The following is a 20,352-nucleotide window of genomic DNA, read 5'->3' as shown; positions in this document are numbered from 1 at the left end:
GGCCCCGTACTGTCGCCGCATGAGACGCACAAGTTTTGACACGCGATTGATCCAGATCCTGACCGCCATGGGCGCGCTGGCCCTCATGGTGGGTGTCGCGGCGATTGGCGTCAACCGCTATCTGGTGCGCAGCCAGACCGACCTGATCCAGACCACGCTGCCGGTGATCGAACTGGTCAGCCGCATTGGTGCCGCCACCGAAGTCGTGGGCACCCTCGCCACCGCCTTCGTGCAGGCCGATACCAGCGCCGACCTGGATCGCATCGCCGAGGCCCTGCGCCAGACCGTCGCCCGCATCGAAACCGAGGCCCGCACCCTCGAGACCATCGACACCGCTGATTTTTCGCCCCTTCTGCACAATGCGCAAGCCAGCGAGATCGTCGCGCGGATGACCGCCACCGGCCACGAAGCCCTGCGCCTGTCCGAGGCCGTGCAGGCGGTTTCCGCCGATATCGCCCAGTATGGCCTGCAGATCGAAACTTTGATCGAAGCGGAAACCGATCTGGCGCGGTTGCGCATCACCGCCGGAATCGCCGCGCTCTATACGACGTGGCGCACCGATCCCCGCCCGCAACTGGATCTGCTCGCCGATCGCTATTTCTTTACCTTCGAGCGGCTTTCCGAACTGGCGCGCAACGTCGACGCCATGCGGCTGCTCTCGCGGCGGGTGCCGTTCCTGACCGACCAGCAAAACCTTGGCAATGTGCGCAACAGCCTGTTGGCGCGACTCGGCGAGGCAACGCGCGGCCTGCGCTACATGTCCTCGTCGCCAACCACCCATGATGCGGCGCAGACCCTTATGCAGCACTTCGCCGGGGTGGTCGCGCCGGGCGGTCTGGTTGACCTTCAGCGCCAACAGATCGACGTGTTGCAAGACATCACCGCCGACAGCGCCCTTTTGCAACAAAGCATCACCGATCTCTCCGAGCAAGCGCGGCAGGTCCGCACCCAATTGCAGACCGAAGGGCTGGCGCAGATCGCCGCCGCGCAACGCCGCGCCTCGGTGATGACCACCGCGCTTTTGCTGATCGTCGCGGCGGCGGCGATGATCGGCGGGGTTCTGTGGCTATATGCGCGGCGCAGACTGGTGTCGCGTCTGGGCACCCTGTCGCGGCGCATCCTCGAGGTGGCCGACGATGATTTCGGCGCACCGGCGCTGATCAGCGGCCCCGATGAGATCGGCCATCTGGAACAGGCGCTGAATGTCCTGCGCCTGCGCGCCATCGAAAGCAAACGTCTGCGCGAGCACCTCGAGGAGGCGGTGATCGCCCGCACCGGCGATGTCGTCGCCGAGATGAAAGCCTCGGATGCCGCCCGCGCCCGGGCCGAGGCCCTGAACCAGAGCAAGACCGAGTTTCTCGCCCGTATGAGCCACGAAATCCGCACGCCGCTCAATGGCATCATCGGCATGTTGCGGCTGCTGGAAACCGACGAGGTCAGCGACACCTGCCGCGCGCGCGTCAAAATCGCCCGCACCTCGGCCACCGAGCTTTTGCACATCACCAACGACATTCTGAACTTTGCCGCCGGCGAAGACCGTGGCAATCGCGGCAATCCGGTGCATTTCTCCCTGCGCGAACTGGTCGGGCAATCGGCGCATCAGTTGCACTCTCTGGCCGCGCCCAAGGGGCTGGAGGTGGTCGTCGATCTCGCCGACTCGGCGCCGCTGGTGCTGTTCGGCGATGTCGTGAAAATCCGCCAGATCCTTGGCAACCTGCTCTCGAATGCGGTGAAATACACCGAACGCGGCACGGTGATGTTGAGCGTCGATCACGCGCAGGACCCGGCGACCGGGCAGCCGGTGCTCAGCTTTGCGGTCACCGATACCGGCAAAGGCATGTCGCAGCCGACCATCGCCCTCGCCTTTGACGCCTATACCCGCACCGCCGAGGCCCGTCGCGCCGGCATCGAGGGGCTGGGGTTGGGGCTGGCCATTTCGCGCACCCTGACCGAGGCACTGGGCGGTGCGCTCAGCGTGGAAAGCGAGCCGGGTGTCGGCAGCCGTTTCACCCTGACCGTGCCATTGCTGCACGGTGACCCGACGATGATGGCCCCCGACGAGGCCACGCTGACCCAAAGCACCACGCCGCGCCGCGTGCTGGTGATCGACGACCACGCCGTCAACCGCATGGTGGCGCGCGGCTATCTGGAGCGGATGGGATGCACCGTCACCGAGGCCGTGACCGGCGAGGCGGGGTTGCAGGCCGCGCATACCGAACAGTTCGACGTGGTGCTGATCGACCTGAATCTGCCGGAAATGCAGGGCGAGGAGGTCGCGGCACAACTGGCCACACGGCCCGACGCCCCGCTGCTGGTCGCGCTGACCGCGACCCTGATGGACGACAGCCCGGCCAATCGGGCGCGGCTGGGCGTGGCGCGGATCTTGTCGAAGCCGATCTCACCGCGCGCACTTGCGGCGGTTCTTGCACCCCAGCCCGCCGCAACCGCCCTGAAAGATCACGCCGCCATCCTTGCCAGCCTGCGCGAGGATATCGCCGATCTGGGCGTGGAGACCACCGCCACGATCCTGCGCGAGTTTCTGGCGGGCCTGCCCGAGGCGCTTGAAACGATCCGCACCGCGCCCGCCGACCAGCGGCGCAAGACCGCGCATCGGCTCAAGGGGGCGGCGTCGAACTTCCAGTTGGTCACGTTTTGTGCGGCTTTGGCACAGCTGGAAACACAGGCGGGAGACCCCGATGCGGCGGCTTTGCAAACCGTCACCCAAACCGCCGAGGCGGCCGTCGCGACCCTGCACGCGGTGGCCGAAACACTGGGGCTTCAGACCGAGGCCGGGTCCACGAAATGATACCCCTGCCCGTGTTCCGTCAGAATCCACTCGGGGTTTGCCGGGTCTTTCTCCAGCTTCTTGCGCAAGCGTCCGACAATCACATCAATCATCCGGTCATTCGCGCGGCTCCCGTCGCGGCCGATCATTTCTGAAATCCGCGCCCGGCCCAGCGTCTGGCCCGGATGATCGGCCAGCGCCGCCATCACATCGAATTCCTGCGTGGTCAGCGATTCCGTGCGCGCCGTTGAAACCAGCCGGCGCCGGATGCGATCAAAGCACCACGGGCCGAACACCTCGACTGGCGGCGGGCCCTGCGGTGCCTGACCGATATCGGCAATCCGCGCCAGCAGGTTCTTGACCCGCGCCGACAACTCGCGCTTGTCGAACGGCTTGGTCACATAATCATCGGCGCCCATTTCCAGCCCGACAATCTTGTCCACCAGATCGTCGCGCGCCGTCAGCAGGATGATCCCGACCCGCGAGGCCGCCCGCTGTTCGCGGGTGATCGTCAGCCCGTCCTTGCCGTCCAGATTGATGTCGATCAGCAACAATTCCGGCGGATCGGCGGCGATGACCTGCTCCATATCCTCGGCATTCTCCGCCTCGCTGACCCGGTGCCCCTGCTCGCGCAAATAGGCCGCCAGCCGCATACGGGTGGTTCGGTCATCCTCGACGATCAGAATATGCTGTGCCATGCCACCGTATTACAAATCTTTACATTTTCTCACAAGCCCATTTGCGCCCGCGCAAGGATCGCGATGCGGCCCGCCCCTAGGGTGATCCCAACGGTTTCAACCAAAGGAGGCATTCATGTCATTCACCCAACCAACCCGCCGCGGATTCTTGCAGGGCGGCGCTGCGTTTGGCGTCGCCAGTTTGATGGGCTCTACGGCGATGGCCAATCTTGACCCGAACTCGTTCCGTGACCGCATCTTCCACGCGACGCACTTTGGTCCGTTCAATGGCGTGGTCCGCGACGGTGTGTTGGTCGGGATCAACAACGTCATGGAACTCGATGCGCGCCCGACCGAGATGCTGAACTTCGGAATTCTTGATCGTACCTATGACAAGTCGCGCATCAACTATCCGATGGTGCGCAAATCCTATCTCGCAGGTTGGGAATCCGGCGACACCAAGCCCGAATTGCGCGGCAAGGAAGAATATGTGCGCGTTGATTGGGATACGGTCTGGAGCCTGACCGCCAAGGCGCTGCTCGACACCGCCACCAACCACGGCAACGAGGCGATCTTCAGTTCGTCCTACGGCGGCTGGGCCAACGCCGGCAACTTCCGCCCGAACGTCATGCAGGGCCGCCTGATGAACCTCATCGGTGGTTGCACCAATACGGCCGGTGACTGGTCGGCCGGGGCCAGCCAGATCAGCTTGCCGCGCATTATCGGCGACATGGAAGTGTACTCGGCGCAGACCGCCTGGGAAGTCATCCGCGACAACACCGAAGTGTTCGTTCTGGTCGGTTGCGACCCGATCAAGAACAACCGTATCGAATACACGGTGGCCGATCACGGTATGGATGGCCCTTGGGCGCAGATCCGCGACAACGGCACCAGGTTCATTTCGATCAACCCGCAGCGCACGGCGTCGGACGAATACCTGAACGCCGAGTGGCTCAAGATCATCCCGAACACCGACGTCGCCCTGTTCAACGCAATGGCGTATCATGTGCTGGAAAACGGTCTTGAGGATCGCGCGTATCTCGACAAATACACCGTCGGTTCCGACCGCTGGATCGCCTATGTTCAGGGCGAAACCGATGGCATCCCGAAAACGCCGGCTTGGGCCGCGGAAATCACCGGCATGGACGAGGCCAAGATCAAGGAACTGGCCGAACTGCTGGCCACCTCGAAAACCGAAATCGCCGGTGCATGGTCGCTGCAACGCGCCCAGCATGGCGAGATGACCCACTGGGCGATCATCAACTTCTCGGCGCTGTGCGGTCAGATCGGCAAACCCGGTCAGGGTGTCGGCTTCTCATGGCACTATGGCAACGGCGGCATGCCGCAATCGGGCAAAGCCACGCCAACCGGCCTCAGCCAGGGGCGCAACTGGGTGACCAAGGTCTGCCCGGCCAGCCGGATCACCGAAATGCTGGAAAACCCCGGCAAGGAGTTCACCTATAACGGCAATACGAACACCTATCCGGACGTGAAGATGATCGTCAACGCCGGCAACAACTTCATGTCGCACCAGCAGGATACCAACCGGTTGATCCGGGCGCTGGAAAAGGTGGAAACCATCGTCAGCGTTGACGTCTGGTGGACCGCGGCAACCCGTTGGGCCGACATCGTGATGCCGGCGTCCTCGACATTGGAGCGCGACGATATCAGCGTTGGCGGCACCTATTCGAACGACCGCGTCTATGCGATGAAGAAGGTCATCGAACCGGTTGGCGAGAGCCTGTCCGACTATGAGATCTTCGAGGGTCTGGCCGACAAACTGGGTCAGTGGGTGCAGTTCACCGAAGGCGAAGACCTGATGTATCACATCGAACAGGCCTATAGCCGTTCGGGCGCGGCACAGCACACTTCCTTCGAGGAATTCTGGGAAAAAGGCTATGCGCGCCAAGAGGTGCCTCAAGAGGCCCGCCAGTGGGTGCGGCACGGTGATTTCTACACCGATCCGGATGCCAACCCGCTGCACACTGCCTCGGGCAAGATCGAGATGTTCTGCGAGGACATCGCCAACATGGGGATCGACGACTGCCCCGGTATGCCGATGTGGATGGAAAAGCACGAATATCTCGGCAACGCCGCCGAGGGCCAGTTGCACGTCGTCTCGCCCCACCCGTGGTTCCGCCTGCACAGCCAGATGGACCAGTCGGAAACGCTGCGCGCCCTCTATAAGGTGCAGGGCCGTGAACCCGTGCGGATCAACACTCAGGACGCGGCAGACCGTGGCATCGAAGACGGTGATCTGGTGGAGTTGTACAACGACCGGGGCACGGTGATTGCCGGGGCCGTGGTGTCGGATGACATCATGCCGGGCGTGGTCTCGATCTACGAAGGCGCATGGCCGTCGCTTGACAGCAAGGGTCGCTGCAACTCGGGTCTGGTCAACTTCCTGACCTCGACACAGCGTTCCTCGGGTTTGACCGAGGCGACAACCGCCAACACCGTGCTGTGCTCGATGCGCAAATGCCTGGACCCGGATGGCCCGAACATGGCTTATGAAAAACCGTCCATCATCGAGGATATGGAACTTGCGGCGATCGACGAGTCGCTGCTGGGTCTGGACCGCGTGTATGACATCACCGACAGTCTGATGGCTGACATGGGCCCGGCCGAGCGTCTTTACTACGAGCGTTGCACCGTGTGTCACGCCCCGCGCGAAGTCACGCATTTCACGCAGCAACAGTGGCGCGGTATCACGCCGTCGATGTTCCCGCGTGCAGGCTTTGACGAAGACGAGGCCGCGATGGTGATGGAATTCCTCATGGAAAACGCCTCGGACGCAGTTCGATAAACCGCGAAACACCGTTTGGCGGGCCGGACAATCCGGCCCGCCTTTCCCTTTTTCCAAACCGGCAGCAGACGACGGGCAGCGCAGATGCACGGACCTCACACCAGCGTTGCGGGACAAGGCCTGCGGCGCGCGGCTTTGCCCGAAGTTTTTTGCGACGGTTCGGCCCTGGGCAAAGGCGGAGTCCTGCGCCGAGACCCCGGTCTCAGGCCGAGATCGCCATTGGCGCCCATTGATCGATGATCGCGCCCTCCTCGAACACGGCGATATCGCCAAACTGCAACAGGACAGCCTCAGCCTGCGTCGGCCGCAGAAAAACGAAATCATCGGGCGCAAGGTCAAGTCGCGCCCCACCCGTCAGCAATTCCTGATTGGACGACCGGCCATAGGTCGCATTCGGGCGCAAGCCGGGCGGATCAACCGGATGCGCTTTCCAAGCGCCACCGTGGATAAAAACGCGCGTCCTGCGATTTGGGTTCAGCGCATTGAGGATCCGGTCCAGCCGCTCGAGCACCGGCGTTTGCATCGGTCCCAAGACCTTCAGCGCCGGCGTGGCGATGAACAGGGCCGGGGCATAGTGGCGCAACAAATCCGTGTCGAAATCCGTGGGCCGCACAAGCGCCGAGCCAACTGCAACCTCATTGGCGATTGCCGTATCGCGGTAGAGCCGGAACGTGGGGCTGCCCGCGGCGTTGCGGGTCATGCGGGCAACATGGTCTGCGCCGAAAACCTCACGCGCTTGCGAAAGCGCCGCATCATAGGTTGCCCAGGCCTTCTGGCGCGCCCTGTTGCGCAACCCCAAACCTTCGGGCAGTTTCGCGACATGCGCCTCATAGCCCATGACCCCATGCAGAGTCAGATGCGGGCTGTCGTGGATCAACCTCAGGGCGTCACGCAAATCGGCACCGGGGACAAACCCGCCACGGTGCAGCCCCACATCCAGCTCCAGCGAAATTTCCAGCGTCAGGCTGCGCGCCATGGCAAGCGCGGCGTATTCGGCCAGCCGCGCGTTGGTATCTATGAGCCAGGCGATTCGGCCCTGCGCATTGCTGCGATGGTTGGAATAGAAATGCGCCGCCGCCTGCACCGGAAAGGGCTTTCCAAGCAGTTGATCGGCCCCGGGAAAGGCCTCGGTCAACGCCTGCAACATGGGCGCGTTGAATGTCATGAACCGGTCGGTTTTCAGCGCCCCGGACACCGCCTTGAGCAAGGGGATCGACGGCAGGGACTTGGCAACCAGCCGCAAACCCATGCCCGGCGCCAGATCCCGTTGCAACTGGCCAATGTTCTGATCCAGCCGCGCCCGGTCCAGAACGAGCGTTGGCTGCGTGATCCCCGCAGCCTTCAGCGCCGCCTGCATCCGCAAGAAATACCCATCACGCGGCCCGCTGTTGTCACGAAAAAACTGCATCCGGGGGCCTTCGTCTTGCAAGAAATGACAGGTCAGGCGGGCGCGACATCAAACAACGCCGCAAGATGCGGATTGATCAGACGACCTTGCGGGTCCATCTCGCGGCGCAGTCGTTGAAAATCGCCAAAGCGCGGGTAAAGATCACCCAGATCACGCGCCCCGAGGGAATGCAACTTGCCCCAATGCGGACGCCCGCCCTTGCGCCGGAAGATCGGCTCGATCCTGTCGAAAAACCATGCATAATCATCGGGTTGATGCGCATGGACCGCGATGGAGACACGCGGCGCACCCTCGAACGGACTGAGCCAGCCGGTGTCGGCGGCAGTCTTGCGCACCTCGAGCGGGAAGAACACATCGGGCCTTTCGCGCTCGATGGTCTGAACGACCTCGGCCAGCACATCCATCGCCCCCGCGACCGGCAGGTGATATTCCATTTCGTGAAACCGCGTCTTGCGCACACTGGCCAGCAATTCGAAACTGGTGCCGATTTCCTCCTCGTCCTTGGTGCCGCCCAGGAACGCATTCAGCACGCGCCGCCGCAGCCCCGGCAGCCGTTTGGTCATGCTGCGCATCAGCCGCAGGTCGCGCAGTGATTTTTCATCATCGCTGGACCCGATATGCAGATTCGGCGCGGTCGTCTCGTCATGGGTCAGTTGCAGGGCATAATCGCAAAACGGAAGCACGAAGAATTCAAAATTGCGATGCATGGCCCACAGATCCTCTGCATCCGCCATGATATCAACCAGCTTTCGGGCCTTGCTTTTGCGGTGCAGCTTGAAGGCGGGCCTGACGGACACTTCAGCCTGCGTCACAACCCCCAGCGCCCCCAGGGACACGCGCGCCGCGTTCCAGCAAATCAGGATCGGTGGCGCCATCGGCCACGATCACCTCTCCGCTGGCGGTGATCAGGCGCAAGCTGCGCAGTTCGGCGGACACGCACGGAAGGCTTTGGCCGGTGCCGTGGGTGGCCGTCATCATCGCGCCGGCCAGCGATTGCACGTCGATATCGCCGAGGTTCTTGAACGCCAATCCTTGCGACAGCAGCGCCCGGGATACCCTGTTCAGCGATGCACCCGCTTGCAGACGGGCCAGGGTCTCGCCGCCCAACTGTCGCACCTCCAACAAATCGCCCGGCATATTGACCAGCGAAATCAACGTCTCATCGGTTGCACACAGGCTGGTAAACGAATGCCCCGCGCCGCAAACCCGCACCGCGCCCGTCGACCCGGCGATGCCCTGACGCAACGCCGCCTCGCTTTCCGGATGCCATATGTGCCGCGGTCTGGCCTTGACCGAACCGGACCAATTTTCCCAATCCGAGGCAGCCGAGGTCTGCGGCGTCGCGTCGAGAGTGCGGGGCGCGGTGGCATTCAGGGACATGACGTTCACGCTTTCTTGACGCAAAGAAGGGTCGCGCGGCGCATCCGCTCAGGGATCCGACAACCGCGCGACGGATGCGGCAATCAACCACGATGTCCAACGCCGATCAAGACGCGCCCCGACGGCACGATATCGAAACAGGCGTTTCCGTGCCCTCGGTCTGTGTCGACAGTGCGGGCAATGCGGCGGTGAAATCCCGTGTGCATCACCCTCTGGGCGGCAAGCTGACATCGTCGGCGGCGGGTTTTGGGATCAATCCGCCAAGCCAAAGACCAAGCCCGGTGCCAAACGCGGTTCTTTTTGCGCCGTCATAAATGGCCCAGCGGCGCGGCGAACGGGGGGGCCGGCAGCGGTCGGACAGGTCTCATACGCGATGGCGAAACACATCAAAGGCCATCACCACCCGCGCGATGGCGGTGAGCAGGCACAGCCCCGCGAACCCCCAGGCCAAAGGCACGAAGGCCGCAGGGAAAAGGCAGAGTAACGCGAAAAACACAATGGTTTCCGTGCCTTCCAGCAATCCACCCGCGTGATACCATGATTTCGCGCCGCGCGCCGTGGTGGTCAACTTGTGTTTCTCGGCCAAGATCGCGAACCCCAGGAACGACGCGCCGTTCACATAGAATGCCGCCAGCAGCGCGGCACCTGCCGTGCCGTTCTGCGCCGGGTCGACGGCGACAAAGGCCAGCGGAAAGGCCGCGTAAAACAGGAAATCTGCCACGATATCAAGGTAGCCGCCGAAATCTGTCAGCCGGGTTGCGCGCGCCACCGCCCCGTCAAGACCATCCGCCAGGCGCGACGCCAACATCAACGCCAGCGCCCAGCCAAAAAGCCCCGACGCAATCGCCAGCGCCCCCGCGAGCCCCAGCGCCAGCCCGATCAGCGTCACCGCATTGGCCGAGATCCCGGCCTTGGCCAGGTGGCGTCCGACATGGTTCAGCGGTGGGTCAAGGATCGGGCGCAGGTAACGATCGAGCATGGGGCCTCCGCCTGTCCCTACGGATGCGCAGGCCGAACCATTACGGCGTCACCTGCGGAACCGCGCGCAAGACCGGCAGCGCACCATCGGTCAGCACCAGACCCTCGCCGTCGATTTGCCACCCGGTCACGCTTTGCACGACGTCGTTGAACTGCGCCTCGATCTGGCTGGCGCGCCCCGGACAGGCCATGCGTGTCGCCGCCAAAGGGCCAAAGCTGAAGCCGTCGCCATCGACCGAATAGGCACCCGTAAACCGGTTGCAGCCCGACCGGCCAGACGCTTGCCCGTTAGCCAGGGTCAGGGTCACATCATCGGCCGCCTCGATGGCGGTCGTGCCAAGCGACACCACCTGCCATGCGCCCTCAGGGCTGCTCTGGGCGGTGCACGACGCGCCCGCCAGCAACAGCATACCCAAGGCAAGGCCGAGCCGCATGTGATCAGGCCCGCTCTTGGTATTCAAAGGTTTCGGTGTTGACGATGATGTCTTCGTCCTGCCCCACGAACGGCGGCACCATGATCTTGACGCCATTGTCCAGGATCGCCGGCTTGAACCAGTTCGCCGCGGTCTGACCTTTGACAACCGGTTCGGTCTCGACAATCTTGCAGGTCACCTTTTGCGGCAGGCTGACGTTCAGGGCTTCTTCACCATAATACTCGATTGTGACCGTCATACCGTCTTGCAGGAACGGGCGGCGGTCGCCCAGAAGGTCTGCCGGTAGTTCAATTTGTTCAAAGGTTTCGGCGTCCATGAAGGTCAGCATCCCGTCGGTTTCATAAAGAAACTGCTGGTCTTTCTGATCCAGACGCACCTGCTCGACTTTGTCCGCCGACCGAAAGCGCTCGTTCAATTTGCGGCCATCGCGCAGGTTTTTCAGCTCCACTTGCGCAAAAGCGCCGCCTTTTCCGGGCTTTACGTGGCTGGTCTTGACGGCGACCCACAGGCCGTTGTCGTGTTCCAGCACATTGCCGGGACGAATTTCGTTGCCGTTGATCTTGGCCATGAGAAAACTCTTGATAAAACGTTGAGAAAGTCCTGCCGCAGCCTATATATTGCGGGGTGTCAAGGTGCAAGCTTACCAGATGATGCGGTGTGGATTTTGAGTTATGCACCCCATGCATGACGGCCATGCGTGATATCGGTAGCGAATCACATGCCTTTCCCGCTAGAGAGGCTGACGCCAGAGAATGCAAGAGCAAGAATAAGGACGGTATACATGTTCGACTCGGTTGATAGTACGGCATACAACCACGAGCAGGGTCAGCGCGCTCGTAAGCTGTTTGCAGCCGTAGTTCTGGCTGCTTTGGATGATGCCATTGCCGATGACAAGAAATACGGCAACGGCCCTGAGCAGATCGCCCGCTGGGCCCGCTCGCGCGATGGGCGCGAAGTGTTGACCTGCGCTGGCATCGACCCCAACGAACGTGTTGTCTCGGGTCTGATGCAGTTCGTCGGCAATGGCGTCCGGACCTCGGTTGCCCTGTCGCGCGAAGAAAGCGAACGCCGCATGGCCGCGTCTCAGGCCGAAGCAGCCTGAGAGCCACCCTGCTCCCCGGCCTCCGGGAGGGTGTCGCGATGAAAAAGACCCCGCGCCAAACGCGCGGGGTCTTTTCGTTCAGGCGACCGGTGGCACCCGGTTTTTCCGCATCCATCGGCTGATGTGATCCGCAGTTTGTGTGGCGTGGGTCATTGGCACCATATGCCCCGCGCCTTCAATCATCACGCTTTCGGCGGTCGGCAAACGTTTCGACAAGGTGCGAATGATCGCCGGAAACAGCGCAGGCGAGCGCGCCCCACCAATCAGCAGCACCGGCGGCGCGAACCCCTCCATCAGCCCCGGCACCAGCAATTGCCCGGGATCGGATGCCGCACCCGGCTGGTTTGCGGGCAGCAGACGCATTTGGTTGGCCATCATGGTGCGCGCCGCCTCGGGCAAGGACATCCAGTCGCGCGTGGGGTTGTTATAGGTGAAAAATTCGCGCGCAGCGTCTTCAAATCGACCCTCCCCGGCCAGATCGAGATAGCGGCTTTCGCCCTCTTCCGGGGTATAGGCCGGATCCAGCGATGCAGCTGCGATAAACACCGGCTCGATCATCACCAAGCCCAGCACACGCGCCGGATTGTGCAAGGCAAAGCGCAACATCGCCACGCCACCAAAGCTGTGCCCGATCAACAGCGACGGCTTTGCCACCATGCCGTCGATCAGACTGACCACCTGTGTTTGCAGATCCTCAACCCGATCCGGCATCGGGCTGCGGCCGTGTCCCGGCATGTCAAAGGCCAGCGCATCGAGAGTCGGCGTGATGGCCTCGGCCATCGGCCCCCAAGGGCCAGAATGCCCCATGAAACAATGCGCCATGACCGTGGGCACCCCGCCGGGCGCGCCAAATCGTCGTGTATGAATCATGGCGTCAGAACTCGCCTGACAAATGCCGGTCCAGATCGTCGAGTCGATCCTGTCCCCAGAATTTTTCATCGCCAATGACAAAAAACGGCACGCCAAACACACCCGCCAGCCCCGCCTGCTCCAGATTGCGGGCGTAGGCATCGGCCCCGCTCATCAGGCCGGTCATGGTCAGATTGGCGCTGAAGCCGTTTGCTGTCAGGCACGCCTGAATCACCTCGTCCTCGGCCACGTTGCGCTCCTGCGCCCAGCAGGCGGCACACAGTGCCTGCACCAGCCCGTGCAGATCGCCGCCGCCTGCGTCTTGCGCGGCGGTGATGGCATAGGCAGCCGGGGCGGGATTGGTCGGGAAATACGCCGGCTTGAGGGTCAGCGGCATGCCCAGTTTGGCGGCTTGGCGGCGCAGGTCCTGCAAGCGATAGTCCTGCCGGCTTTGATGGCGCTCGCCCAGCGGCAGCCCACCGGTGCGCGCGAAAATCGCCATCGGGTCGACGGGCCGGTAAACCAGTTCCACACCATGCTTGGCGGCAAGCTCAGCCGGGCGCGCGCCGCACAGGTAGGTCCATGGCGAGATCACACTCATGTAATAGTCAATCTGTCGCATCGGATGCTCTCGTTGGGAGTGCTGGGTTTGCAAGACCCTAGCGGGGTGATAAGCGGTGTCAACTCCGCGAATCCTCGCCAGCGACCCAGCCAACGCCAGAGATATCAGCCATGACCGAACCCAAACTGATCGCCGGAAACGCCAACAAACCCTTGGCGCAGGCCATAGCCCGCCGCATGACGCTGCACCGGGGCAGCATGGTCAAGCTCGTCGAGGCGCGCGTCGAGCGGTTCAACGACCAGGAGATCTTTGTCGAGGTCTATGAGAATGTGCGCGGTGAAGACATGTTCATCATCCAGCCGACCTCGAATCCGGCGAACGACAATCTGATGGAATTGCTGATTATTGCCGACGCGTTGAAACGCTCGTCGGCGGCGCGCATCACCGCCGTGATCCCCTATTTCGGCTACGCCCGCCAAGACCGCCGCGCCAAGGCCCGCACCCCGATTTCGGCCAAATTGGTGGCGAATCTGATCACCGAAGCCGGAATCGACCGGGTGTTGACGCTGGACCTGCACGCGACGCAGATCCAGGGGTTCTTCGATATCCCCGTCGACAACCTCTATGCGGCGCCGATTTTTTCGCTGGACGTGCTGCATATGTTCAAGGACTGCTTGAGCGATCTGATGGTTGTCTCGCCCGACGTCGGCGGCGTGGCGCGCGCGCGGGAATTGGCCAAGCGCATCGGCGCGCCGTTGTCGATCGTGGACAAGCGGCGCGAGAAGGCCGGAGACGTCGCGGAAATGACGGTGATCGGCGACGTGCGCGGCAAGACCTGTATCATCGTCGATGATATTTGCGACACGGCGGGAACGCTGTGCAAGGCGGCCGAAGTGTTGACCGAGGCGGGCGCGACCGAGGTGCATTCGTATATCACCCACGGCGTCTTGTCCGGCCCGGCGGTTGACCGGATCAAGAACTCGGTGATGAAATCGCTGGTGATCACCGATTCCATCGAGGCGACCGACGCCGTCAAAGCGGCCACGAATATCCGCATCGTGCCGACCGCGCCAATGTTCGCGCAGGCGATCCTGAACACCTGGAATGGGACGTCGGTGTCCTCGCTGTTTGATATGGAAACACTGACGCCGATCTATGAAGGGCTCTACCCGCACAAATAGGTCAGGCGATCCTGGAGCGCGCAAATTGGGGGGGGCAACCGATTTTGCCGACCCTGCGCGTGTGGCGGGAATTGTGAGGGATCCGGTGCGAGGTGTCCCACCGTGAGACAGGGTGCAAGTTGCGTGATATCAAGCGCTTGGCGTGCAGGATTAGGGATTTGGTAACGGTTTGAACACGCTTTGGAGGCGTCCCCTGAGGCCATGTCAGGGGGCGAAACACCGCCACCGCGAGCGCAGGACGCAGGCCCGAACCCGCACCCTCACGAGGACGCCGCCCCGCCTTTTCGCGCCGCATCAATGGCGGCAACGTCAATTTTCTTCATCTGCATCATCGCGGCAAACGCCCGTTTGGCCTGTGCACCGCCAGCGGCCATCGCCTCGGTCAGCGTGCGCGGCGTGATCTGCCATGAGACGCCCCATTTATCCTTGCACCAGCCACACTGGCTTTCCTGGCCGCCGTTGCTGACGATCGCGTTCCAGTATGCATCGGTTTCTTCTTGGGTCTCCGTCGCGATCTGAAACGAAAACGCCTCGCTGTGCTGAAAATACGGCCCCCCGTTGACACCGATGCACGGAATTCCAAGCACCGTAAACTCGACAATCAACACCTCGCCGGCACGGCCAGACGGATTGTCGGCCGGCGCCCGCTGCACGCTTTCGATGGCGCTGTCGGGGAAGGTCTGGGCGTAAAAGGTCGCCGCTGCCTCGGCGTCTTTGTTGAGCATCAGACAAATTCTGCTGCGTGGAATTGTCATTTTCTGGCTCCTGCACCCAAGGCCGCGGCCCACGCCATCGTATCAGAAGCCGGGCGCTTCTGGAATGCTCACAACGCACAGCAACGCCAATTTTGCAACGCGGCACCGCAAAGCAGCGCCCGCCGTCGAATGCAAAACGCGCCCCGGTTGCCCGAGGCGCGTTTTGATTTTCAAACCGTCAGCTCTGCGGTCAGTGACCGATATGCCCGCCCATGGCGACCATGTCGGACAGAAGCTTGGCGGCATCATCGGCGACGGATGGGTGGGCGTTGGCGTGCACTTCGCGCGCCTCGGCGACCCAGTCGGTCATGATGTCGGCCGTCACTTCGCCGCGCGGCAAAGCGCGTTCGGCCATCACCGTCACACCCTCGGGCGAGACCTCGGCGAAACCGCCGGTGACCGCGTATTCCGTGGTCTGACCATTGGCCGTGACCTTGAGAATGCCCGGCCGCAGCGTGGTGATGACAGGCGTGTGGCCTGCCATCGCCGTGAGGTCGCCCTCGGCTGCCGGGATCTGGACCTCAGAGGCCTGGGTGGATACCAGCATCCGCTCAGGCGAGACGAGGTCGAACTGCATCGTATCGGCCATCAGGGCCTCCTGTTATCAGATCAAGCCGCTGCCGCGAGGCGTGCTGCCTTGGCGACAACTTCGTCGATGTCACCGACCATGTAGAACGCGCCTTCGGGCAGGTGGTCGTATTCACCTGCCACAACCGCCTTGAACGAGGCGATGGTTTTTTCCAGCGGAACCTGAACCCCGTCCGAACCGGTAAAGACCTTGGCAACGTCGAACGGTTGCGAGAGGAAACGCTCGAGCTTGCGCGCCCGGGCCACGGCCAGTTTGTCTTCTTCCGACAGTTCGTCCATGCCCAGAATGGCGATGATGTCCTGCAAAGACTTGTAACGCTGCAACACACGCTGCACCGAGGTCGCGACCTCGTAATGCTCTTCGCCGATGATCTGCGGGTCCAGCAGACGCGAGGTCGAACCCAGCGGATCCACGGCCGGGTAGATCCCCTTTTCCGAGATCGCCCGGTCCAGAACGGTGGTTGCGTCAAGGTGCGCAAACGAGGTCGCCGGTGCCGGGTCGGTCAAGTCGTCGGCAGGCACATAGACGGCCTGCACCGAGGTGATCGAGCCGTTCTTGGTCGAGGTGATGCGTTCCTGCATCGCGCCCATGTCGGTGGCCAGCGTCGGCTGGTAGCCCACGGCGGACGGGATACGACCCAGAAGTGCGGACACCTCGGAACCGGCTTGCGTGAAGCGGAAGATGTTGTCCACGAAGAACAAAACGTCCGAACCGGTGTCATCGCGGAACTGCTCGGCCAGGGTCAGACCCGACAGGGCAACGCGCATACGCGCTCCGGGTGGTTCGTTCATCTGACCATAGACCAGCGCGATTTTCAACTCCTCGAGGTTATCAATGTTGATAACGCCGGATTCGATCATCTCGTGATACAGGTCGTTGCCCTCACGGGTCCGCTCACCGACACCGGCGAACACGGACACGCCCGAGTGCACCTTGGCGATGTTGTTGATCAATTCCATGATCAACACGGTCTTGCCCACGCCGGCGCCGCCGAACAGGCCGATCTTGCCGCCCTTGGTATAGGGGGCCAGCAGGTCGATCACCTTGATGCCGGTGACGAGGATCTGCGATTCCGTCGACTGCTCTTCAAAGCCGGGGGCGGGCTGGTGGATACCGCGGGTTTCCGACGAGGTCACCGGGCCCTTTTCGTCAACCGGCTCGCCGACGACGTTCAGGATGCGGCCCAGCGTGGCCTTGCCGACCGGCACCTGAATGGTGGCGCCGGTATCGCTGACGCCTTGGCCACGGACCAGACCTTCGGTCGCGTCCATGGCGATGGTGCGGACGGTGCTTTCGCCCAGGTGCTGCGCCACTTCCAACACCAGCCGCTTGCCGTTGTTGTCCGTTTCCAGCGCGTTCAGAATGGCGGGCAGATCGCCTTCGAACTGTACGTCGACGACGGCGCCAATCACCTGCGTGATCTTGCCGGTAGCTTTCGCTTTGGCCATTGTGTCTCTCCGGTTCCTCAGAGCGCCTCGGCGCCCGAAATAATCTCAATAAGCTCGGTGGTGATCGCGGCCTGACGCGAGCGGTTGTACTCGATGGACAGGCGGTCGATCATGTCTCCGGCGTTGCGCGTCGCGTTGTCCATGGCGGACATCCGCGCCCCTTGCTCGGACGCGCTGTTCTCCAGCAGCGCCGTAAAGATCTGCGTCGCGATGGAGCGCGGCAACAAGTCAGCAAGGATTAGTTCTTCGGACGGCTCATAGTCGTAAGCCGCACCGCTTTGCGTGACCTCGCCTGCGCCCTCGGCCACGGGGGCCGGGATCACCTGCAAGGGGGTCGGAATCTGGCTGATCACCGACTCGAAGCGGTTGAAGAACAGTGTGGCGACATCGAATTCGCCCGCGTCAAAGCGCGCCAGAACGTCCTGCGCGATAGCACGCGCATTCTCGTATCCGATGCGTTTCACGTCGCTCAGGTCCACATGGCCGATCATATGGGCCCCGAGATCACGCCGAAGCTGCTCGCGGCCTTTTTTGCCGACGGTGAGAATTTTCACCGTCTTGCCCGCGGCCAGCAGTTTTTGCGCGTGCGCCCGCGCCAGTTTCACGATCGACGAGTTGAAACCCCCGCAGAGGCCCCGCTCGGCGGTCATGACGACCAGCAGGTGAACGGTGTCGGAGCCCGTCCCGGCCAGCAGACGCGGCGCGCTGCCAGATCCGGCGACCGAGGCGGCGAGGCCGTTCACGACGCTCTCCATCCGCGCGGCATAGGGCCGGGCGGCCTCGGCGGCTTCCTGGGCGCGGCGCAGTTTTGCGGCCGCGACCATTTGCATCGCCTTGGTGATCTTCCGGGTCGATTTGACCGAAGCGATCCGATTTTTCAGGACCTTGAGGTTGGCCATTTAGCGTATCCTCTCGTTCCCGCCCTCAGGCGAAGTCTTTGGCGAAGCCGTCAAGCGCGGCGCGGATCTTTGCTTCCAGCTCACCTTTGACCTTGCGGTCATTGTTGGTGATGTCGGCCAGAAGATCGGCGTGGTTGCTGCGAAGATGGGTCAACAGACCCCGCTCAAAGCGGCCGACGCTGTTGACCGGAACCGTGTCCAGATACCCCTGCGTCCCGGCAAAGATGACGCAGACGATCTCGGCGTTCGACAGTGGCGAATACTGCGGCTGCTTCATCAACTCGGTCAGGCGGGCACCCCGGTTCAGCAGTTTCTGCGTTGCGGCGTCAAGGTCCGAGCCGAACTGCGCAAAGGCCGCCATCTCGCGGTACTGCGCCAGCTCCAGCTTCACCGGACCCGCCACGGATTTCATGGCGTTGGTCTGCGCGGAGGAGCCCACACGCGACACCGACAGACCGGTGTTCACCGCCGGGCGGATGCCCTGGTAGAACAGTTCGGTCTCAAGGAAGATCTGACCGTCGGTGATCGAGATCACGTTGGTCGGAATGAAGGCCGACACGTCGCCGCCCTGGGTTTCGATGATCGGCAGCGCCGTCAGCGAGCCCGAGCCGTTGTCCTCGTTCAGCTTCGACGAACGCTCCAACAGGCGCGAGTGAAGATAGAACACGTCGCCCGGGTAGGCTTCGCGGCCCGGCGGGCGACGCAGCAACAGCGACATCTGACGATAGGACACGGCCTGCTTGCTGAGGTCATCATAGATGATCAGGGCATGGCGGCCGTTGTCGCGGAAGAATTCCGCCATTGCGGTCGCGGCATAAGGTGCCAGAAACTGCATCGGGGCCGGATCGGAGGCGGTCGAGGCCACGACGATGGTATAGGCCATCGCGCCGCTCTCTTCGAGCTTTTTCACCAACTGCGCCACGGTCGAGCGCTTCTGGCCGATTGCGACATAGACGCAATACAGCTTCTTGCTTTCGTCGTCGCCCGCCGCGTCGTTATACGACTTCTGGTTCAGGATCGTGTCGAGCGCAATCGCGGTCTTGCCGGTCTGACGGTCACCAATGATCAGCTCGCGCTGGCCACGGCCAACCGGGATCATTGCGTCCACCGACTTGAGGCCGGTTGCCATCGGCTCGTGCACCGATTTGCGCGGGATGATGCCGGGCGCCTTGACGTCGGCGATGCGACGCTCGGAGGCCTCGATCGGGCCTTTGCCGTCGATCGGGTTGCCCAGACCGTCAACCACGCGACCCAACAGGCCGTTGCCGGCCGGTACGTCCACGATGGCCTTCGTGCGCTTGACGACGTCGCCCTCTTTGATCGAGCGGTCGTCGCCGAAAATCACGATACCGACGTTGTCGGCCTCAAGGTTCAGTGCCATCCCGCGGATGCCGCCCGGAAACTCGACCATTTCGCCCGCCTGGACGTTGTCGAGGCCATGCACGCGCGCAATACCGTCACCGACGGACAACACGCGGCCAACCTCGGCCACTTCAACCTCTTGGCCGAAGTTTTTGATCTGTTCCTTCAGGATCGCAGAGATCTCAGCTGCTTGGATACCCATTATCCGACCTCTTTCATAGTGTTCTGGAGGGCCGCGAGCCTCGAGCGGATCGACGTGTCGATCATTTTCGAGCCCACTTTGACAATCAAGCCACCGATGAGTTTTTCATCGACAGCGACATTCAGTTTCACGGTCTTGCCGATCCGCGCTTTCAGGCTCGCGGCAAGCGCATCGGCCTGAGCCTTGGTCAGAACCGACGCCGAAGTGACTTCGGCTGTCACTTCGCCTTTCTCATCCGCGATCATCGACCGCAGCGTCGCGCACAAGTGCGGCAGCGCGAACAAACGGCGATTTTGCGCCATCATGCCCAACACGCCGCGCGTATTCGGCGACAGCTTCATCTTGTCGGCCAAGGCGATGATCGCCTTGCCCATATCGTCGCGGGTGTGAACCGGCGAAGTCAGGACCGCCCGCAAGTCCGGGCTGGTGTTCAGGGCCGATTCCATCTTGTCGACGTCAGCCTCGAGGGCGGCAAGAGCGCCACTCTCTTTGGCCAGATCAAAGACGGCGGTGGCATAGCGCTTGGCTATGCCGGAAGAGATCGAAGCAGGTTCGGACACGTCCACCCTTTCGAGTTTGAGCGGCCTCCGACCTCGCGCAAGGTCCGGGCAATGGTCAGAGTGCTTAAGACGTACGCGGCACCCGAAATCGGCGTGTTTTTAACAGAGCAATCCCGGCCCCGCAACCATCAAGCCGTCGTGAAGTGACCGCTTGTTAGCGCTTATTCGGGCGCAGATCAGCCAGATTGGCGTCGTGGTCCCGATTTGCAGTGCAAGTTTGATGCTGCAGGGCAGAATCACACGCCGAGGGCGGTGCAGAAAAACATGGCCGAAAGGGTTCCGGGGGTGGTTCGGGCGCGTGCGAGGTTGGGGATTCTGGCCCCATGCCCCGGATCGGAGCGCGCGCCGTCGGGGTTGTCCGGCCGCGCGGGCACA

19 protein-coding genes are annotated in these 20,352 nt (G+C 62.6%); 4 read left to right on the top strand and 15 right to left on the bottom strand.

Going from position 1 to position 20,352, the window contains the following annotated elements:
* The first annotated feature begins 19 nt into the window (after positions 1 to 19).
* Complete coding sequence (locus VDQ28_RS11990; protein ID WP_323036158.1) at positions 20 to 2,806, top strand: ATP-binding protein; 2,787 nt, start codon at positions 20 to 22, stop codon at positions 2,804 to 2,806.
* Here VDQ28_RS11990 and VDQ28_RS11985 read toward each other — a convergent pair.
* Positions 2,779 to 3,483, bottom strand: a complete 705-nt coding sequence (locus VDQ28_RS11985) for a response regulator (protein ID WP_323036157.1) — start codon at positions 3,481 to 3,483, stop codon at positions 2,779 to 2,781. The two genes, VDQ28_RS11990 and VDQ28_RS11985, sit on opposite strands and share 28 nt — an antisense overlap.
* 115 nt (positions 3,484 to 3,598) lie before the next feature.
* Between VDQ28_RS11985 and VDQ28_RS11980 the strand changes: the two genes are divergently transcribed.
* Positions 3,599 to 6,268 (top strand): molybdopterin-dependent oxidoreductase, encoded by a 2,670-nt coding sequence (locus VDQ28_RS11980; RefSeq protein ID WP_323036156.1) that lies wholly within the window; start codon positions 3,599 to 3,601, stop codon positions 6,266 to 6,268.
* Positions 6,269 to 6,470: 202 nt separating this feature from the next.
* On the opposite strand, the gene VDQ28_RS11975 is transcribed toward VDQ28_RS11980, so the two are convergent.
* The 6 genes from VDQ28_RS11975 to efp form a co-directional block, all read right to left on the bottom strand.
* Positions 6,471 to 7,676 (bottom strand): alanine racemase, encoded by a 1,206-nt coding sequence (locus VDQ28_RS11975; protein ID WP_323036155.1) that lies wholly within the window; start codon positions 7,674 to 7,676, stop codon positions 6,471 to 6,473.
* 32 nt (positions 7,677 to 7,708) lie between these two features.
* Positions 7,709 to 8,551 (bottom strand): D-arabinono-1,4-lactone oxidase, encoded by an 843-nt coding sequence (locus VDQ28_RS11970; protein WP_323036154.1) that lies wholly within the window; start codon positions 8,549 to 8,551, stop codon positions 7,709 to 7,711.
* Positions 8,475 to 9,056: an FAD-binding protein gene (locus tag VDQ28_RS11965; RefSeq protein WP_323036153.1), complete on the bottom strand. Its 582-nt coding sequence runs from the start codon at positions 9,054 to 9,056 to the stop codon at positions 8,475 to 8,477. Before VDQ28_RS11965 ends, VDQ28_RS11970 begins: the two co-directional genes overlap by 77 nt.
* A 364-nt stretch (positions 9,057 to 9,420) precedes the next feature.
* Complete coding sequence (locus VDQ28_RS11960; RefSeq protein WP_323036152.1) at positions 9,421 to 10,035, bottom strand: CDP-alcohol phosphatidyltransferase family protein; 615 nt, start codon at positions 10,033 to 10,035, stop codon at positions 9,421 to 9,423.
* Between the two features lie 40 nt (positions 10,036 to 10,075).
* Complete coding sequence (locus VDQ28_RS11955) at positions 10,076 to 10,468, bottom strand: META domain-containing protein (RefSeq protein ID WP_323036151.1); 393 nt, start codon at positions 10,466 to 10,468, stop codon at positions 10,076 to 10,078.
* Positions 10,469 to 10,472: 4 nt separating this feature from the next.
* On the bottom strand, positions 10,473 to 11,036 hold the full coding sequence (gene efp, locus VDQ28_RS11950; RefSeq protein WP_323036150.1) for an elongation factor P: 564 nt from the start codon (positions 11,034 to 11,036) through the stop codon (positions 10,473 to 10,475).
* A 213-nt stretch (positions 11,037 to 11,249) separates the two neighbouring features.
* On the opposite strand from efp, the gene VDQ28_RS11945 reads away from it, so the two are divergent.
* Positions 11,250 to 11,570 carry a DUF6280 family protein gene (locus VDQ28_RS11945; protein ID WP_323036149.1) on the top strand — a complete coding sequence of 107 codons (321 nt, stop codon included), beginning with the start codon at positions 11,250 to 11,252 and terminating at the stop codon, positions 11,568 to 11,570.
* 78 nt (positions 11,571 to 11,648) lie between these two features.
* Here the strand turns inward: VDQ28_RS11945 and VDQ28_RS11940 are convergent, their stop codons facing one another.
* Positions 11,649 to 12,440, bottom strand: a complete 792-nt coding sequence (locus tag VDQ28_RS11940) for an alpha/beta hydrolase (RefSeq protein WP_323036148.1) — start codon at positions 12,438 to 12,440, stop codon at positions 11,649 to 11,651.
* Positions 12,441 to 12,444: 4 nt separating this feature from the next.
* Positions 12,445 to 13,041, bottom strand: coding sequence for a 2-hydroxychromene-2-carboxylate isomerase (locus tag VDQ28_RS11935; RefSeq protein ID WP_323036147.1), 597 nt, complete (start codon positions 13,039 to 13,041; stop codon positions 12,445 to 12,447).
* 101 nt (positions 13,042 to 13,142) lie between these two features.
* Here VDQ28_RS11935 and VDQ28_RS11930 point away from each other — a divergent pair, with 101 nt between their 5' ends.
* Positions 13,143 to 14,162 (top strand): ribose-phosphate pyrophosphokinase, encoded by a 1,020-nt coding sequence (locus VDQ28_RS11930; protein WP_323038116.1) that lies wholly within the window; start codon positions 13,143 to 13,145, stop codon positions 14,160 to 14,162.
* Between the two features lie 260 nt (positions 14,163 to 14,422).
* Here the strand turns inward: VDQ28_RS11930 and VDQ28_RS11925 are convergent, their stop codons facing one another.
* The 6 genes from VDQ28_RS11925 to VDQ28_RS11900 all read right to left on the bottom strand — a co-directional run bounded on the left by VDQ28_RS11925 (position 14,423) and on the right by VDQ28_RS11900 (position 19,977).
* Positions 14,423 to 14,917 carry a VOC family protein gene (locus tag VDQ28_RS11925; RefSeq protein WP_323036146.1) on the bottom strand — a complete coding sequence of 165 codons (495 nt, stop codon included), beginning with the start codon at positions 14,915 to 14,917 and terminating at the stop codon, positions 14,423 to 14,425.
* A 190-nt stretch (positions 14,918 to 15,107) separates the two neighbouring features.
* Positions 15,108 to 15,506: a F0F1 ATP synthase subunit epsilon gene (locus tag VDQ28_RS11920; RefSeq protein ID WP_323036145.1), complete on the bottom strand. Its 399-nt coding sequence runs from the start codon at positions 15,504 to 15,506 to the stop codon at positions 15,108 to 15,110.
* 20 nt (positions 15,507 to 15,526) lie between these two features.
* Positions 15,527 to 16,954, bottom strand: a complete 1,428-nt coding sequence (gene atpD / locus VDQ28_RS11915; protein ID WP_323036144.1) for a F0F1 ATP synthase subunit beta — start codon at positions 16,952 to 16,954, stop codon at positions 15,527 to 15,529.
* Between the two features lie 17 nt (positions 16,955 to 16,971).
* Complete coding sequence (locus VDQ28_RS11910; protein ID WP_323036143.1) at positions 16,972 to 17,853, bottom strand: F0F1 ATP synthase subunit gamma; 882 nt, start codon at positions 17,851 to 17,853, stop codon at positions 16,972 to 16,974.
* 25 nt (positions 17,854 to 17,878) lie between these two features.
* On the bottom strand, positions 17,879 to 19,417 hold the full coding sequence (gene atpA / locus VDQ28_RS11905; protein ID WP_323036142.1) for a F0F1 ATP synthase subunit alpha: 1,539 nt from the start codon (positions 19,415 to 19,417) through the stop codon (positions 17,879 to 17,881).
* Entirely contained in the window at positions 19,417 to 19,977 is a 561-nt protein-coding gene (locus VDQ28_RS11900; protein WP_323036141.1) for a F0F1 ATP synthase subunit delta, read from the bottom strand. The genes atpA and VDQ28_RS11900 overlap by 1 nt, the downstream gene beginning before the upstream one ends.
* Between the last annotated feature and the right edge of the window lie 375 nt (positions 19,978 to 20,352).

It is taken from the genome of Pararhodobacter sp., assembly GCF_034676545.1.
Lineage (GTDB): Bacteria > Pseudomonadota > Alphaproteobacteria > Rhodobacterales > Rhodobacteraceae > Pararhodobacter.
This window is presented reverse-complemented; position numbering and strand designations above follow the sequence as displayed.

Bases quoted from the DNA above. Each gene is read 5' to 3' on its own strand.
- VDQ28_RS11990 (WP_323036158.1), top strand. From the start codon at position 20: ATGAGACGCACAAGTTTTGACACGCGATTGATCCAGATCCTGACCGCC.
- VDQ28_RS11985 (WP_323036157.1), bottom strand. From the start codon at position 3,483: ATGGCACAGCATATTCTGATCGTCGAGGATGACCGAACCACCCGTATG.
- VDQ28_RS11980 (WP_323036156.1), top strand. From the start codon at position 3,599: ATGTCATTCACCCAACCAACCCGCCGCGGATTCTTGCAGGGCGGCGCT.
- VDQ28_RS11975 (WP_323036155.1), bottom strand. From the start codon at position 7,676: ATGCAGTTTTTTCGTGACAACAGCGGGCCGCGTGATGGGTATTTCTTG.
- VDQ28_RS11970 (WP_323036154.1), bottom strand. From the start codon at position 8,551: ATGGCGCCACCGATCCTGATTTGCTGGAACGCGGCGCGCGTGTCCCTG.
- VDQ28_RS11965 (WP_323036153.1), bottom strand. From the start codon at position 9,056: ATGTCCCTGAATGCCACCGCGCCCCGCACTCTCGACGCGACGCCGCAG.
- VDQ28_RS11960 (WP_323036152.1), bottom strand. From the start codon at position 10,035: ATGCTCGATCGTTACCTGCGCCCGATCCTTGACCCACCGCTGAACCAT.
- VDQ28_RS11955 (WP_323036151.1), bottom strand. From the start codon at position 10,468: ATGCGGCTCGGCCTTGCCTTGGGTATGCTGTTGCTGGCGGGCGCGTCG.
- efp (WP_323036150.1), bottom strand. From the start codon at position 11,036: ATGGCCAAGATCAACGGCAACGAAATTCGTCCCGGCAATGTGCTGGAA.
- VDQ28_RS11945 (WP_323036149.1), top strand. From the start codon at position 11,250: ATGTTCGACTCGGTTGATAGTACGGCATACAACCACGAGCAGGGTCAG.
- VDQ28_RS11940 (WP_323036148.1), bottom strand. From the start codon at position 12,440: ATGATTCATACACGACGATTTGGCGCGCCCGGCGGGGTGCCCACGGTC.
- VDQ28_RS11935 (WP_323036147.1), bottom strand. From the start codon at position 13,041: ATGCGACAGATTGACTATTACATGAGTGTGATCTCGCCATGGACCTAC.
- VDQ28_RS11925 (WP_323036146.1), bottom strand. From the start codon at position 14,917: ATGACAATTCCACGCAGCAGAATTTGTCTGATGCTCAACAAAGACGCC.
- VDQ28_RS11920 (WP_323036145.1), bottom strand. From the start codon at position 15,506: ATGGCCGATACGATGCAGTTCGACCTCGTCTCGCCTGAGCGGATGCTG.
- atpD (WP_323036144.1), bottom strand. From the start codon at position 16,954: ATGGCCAAAGCGAAAGCTACCGGCAAGATCACGCAGGTGATTGGCGCC.
- VDQ28_RS11910 (WP_323036143.1), bottom strand. From the start codon at position 17,853: ATGGCCAACCTCAAGGTCCTGAAAAATCGGATCGCTTCGGTCAAATCG.
- atpA (WP_323036142.1), bottom strand. From the start codon at position 19,417: ATGGGTATCCAAGCAGCTGAGATCTCTGCGATCCTGAAGGAACAGATC.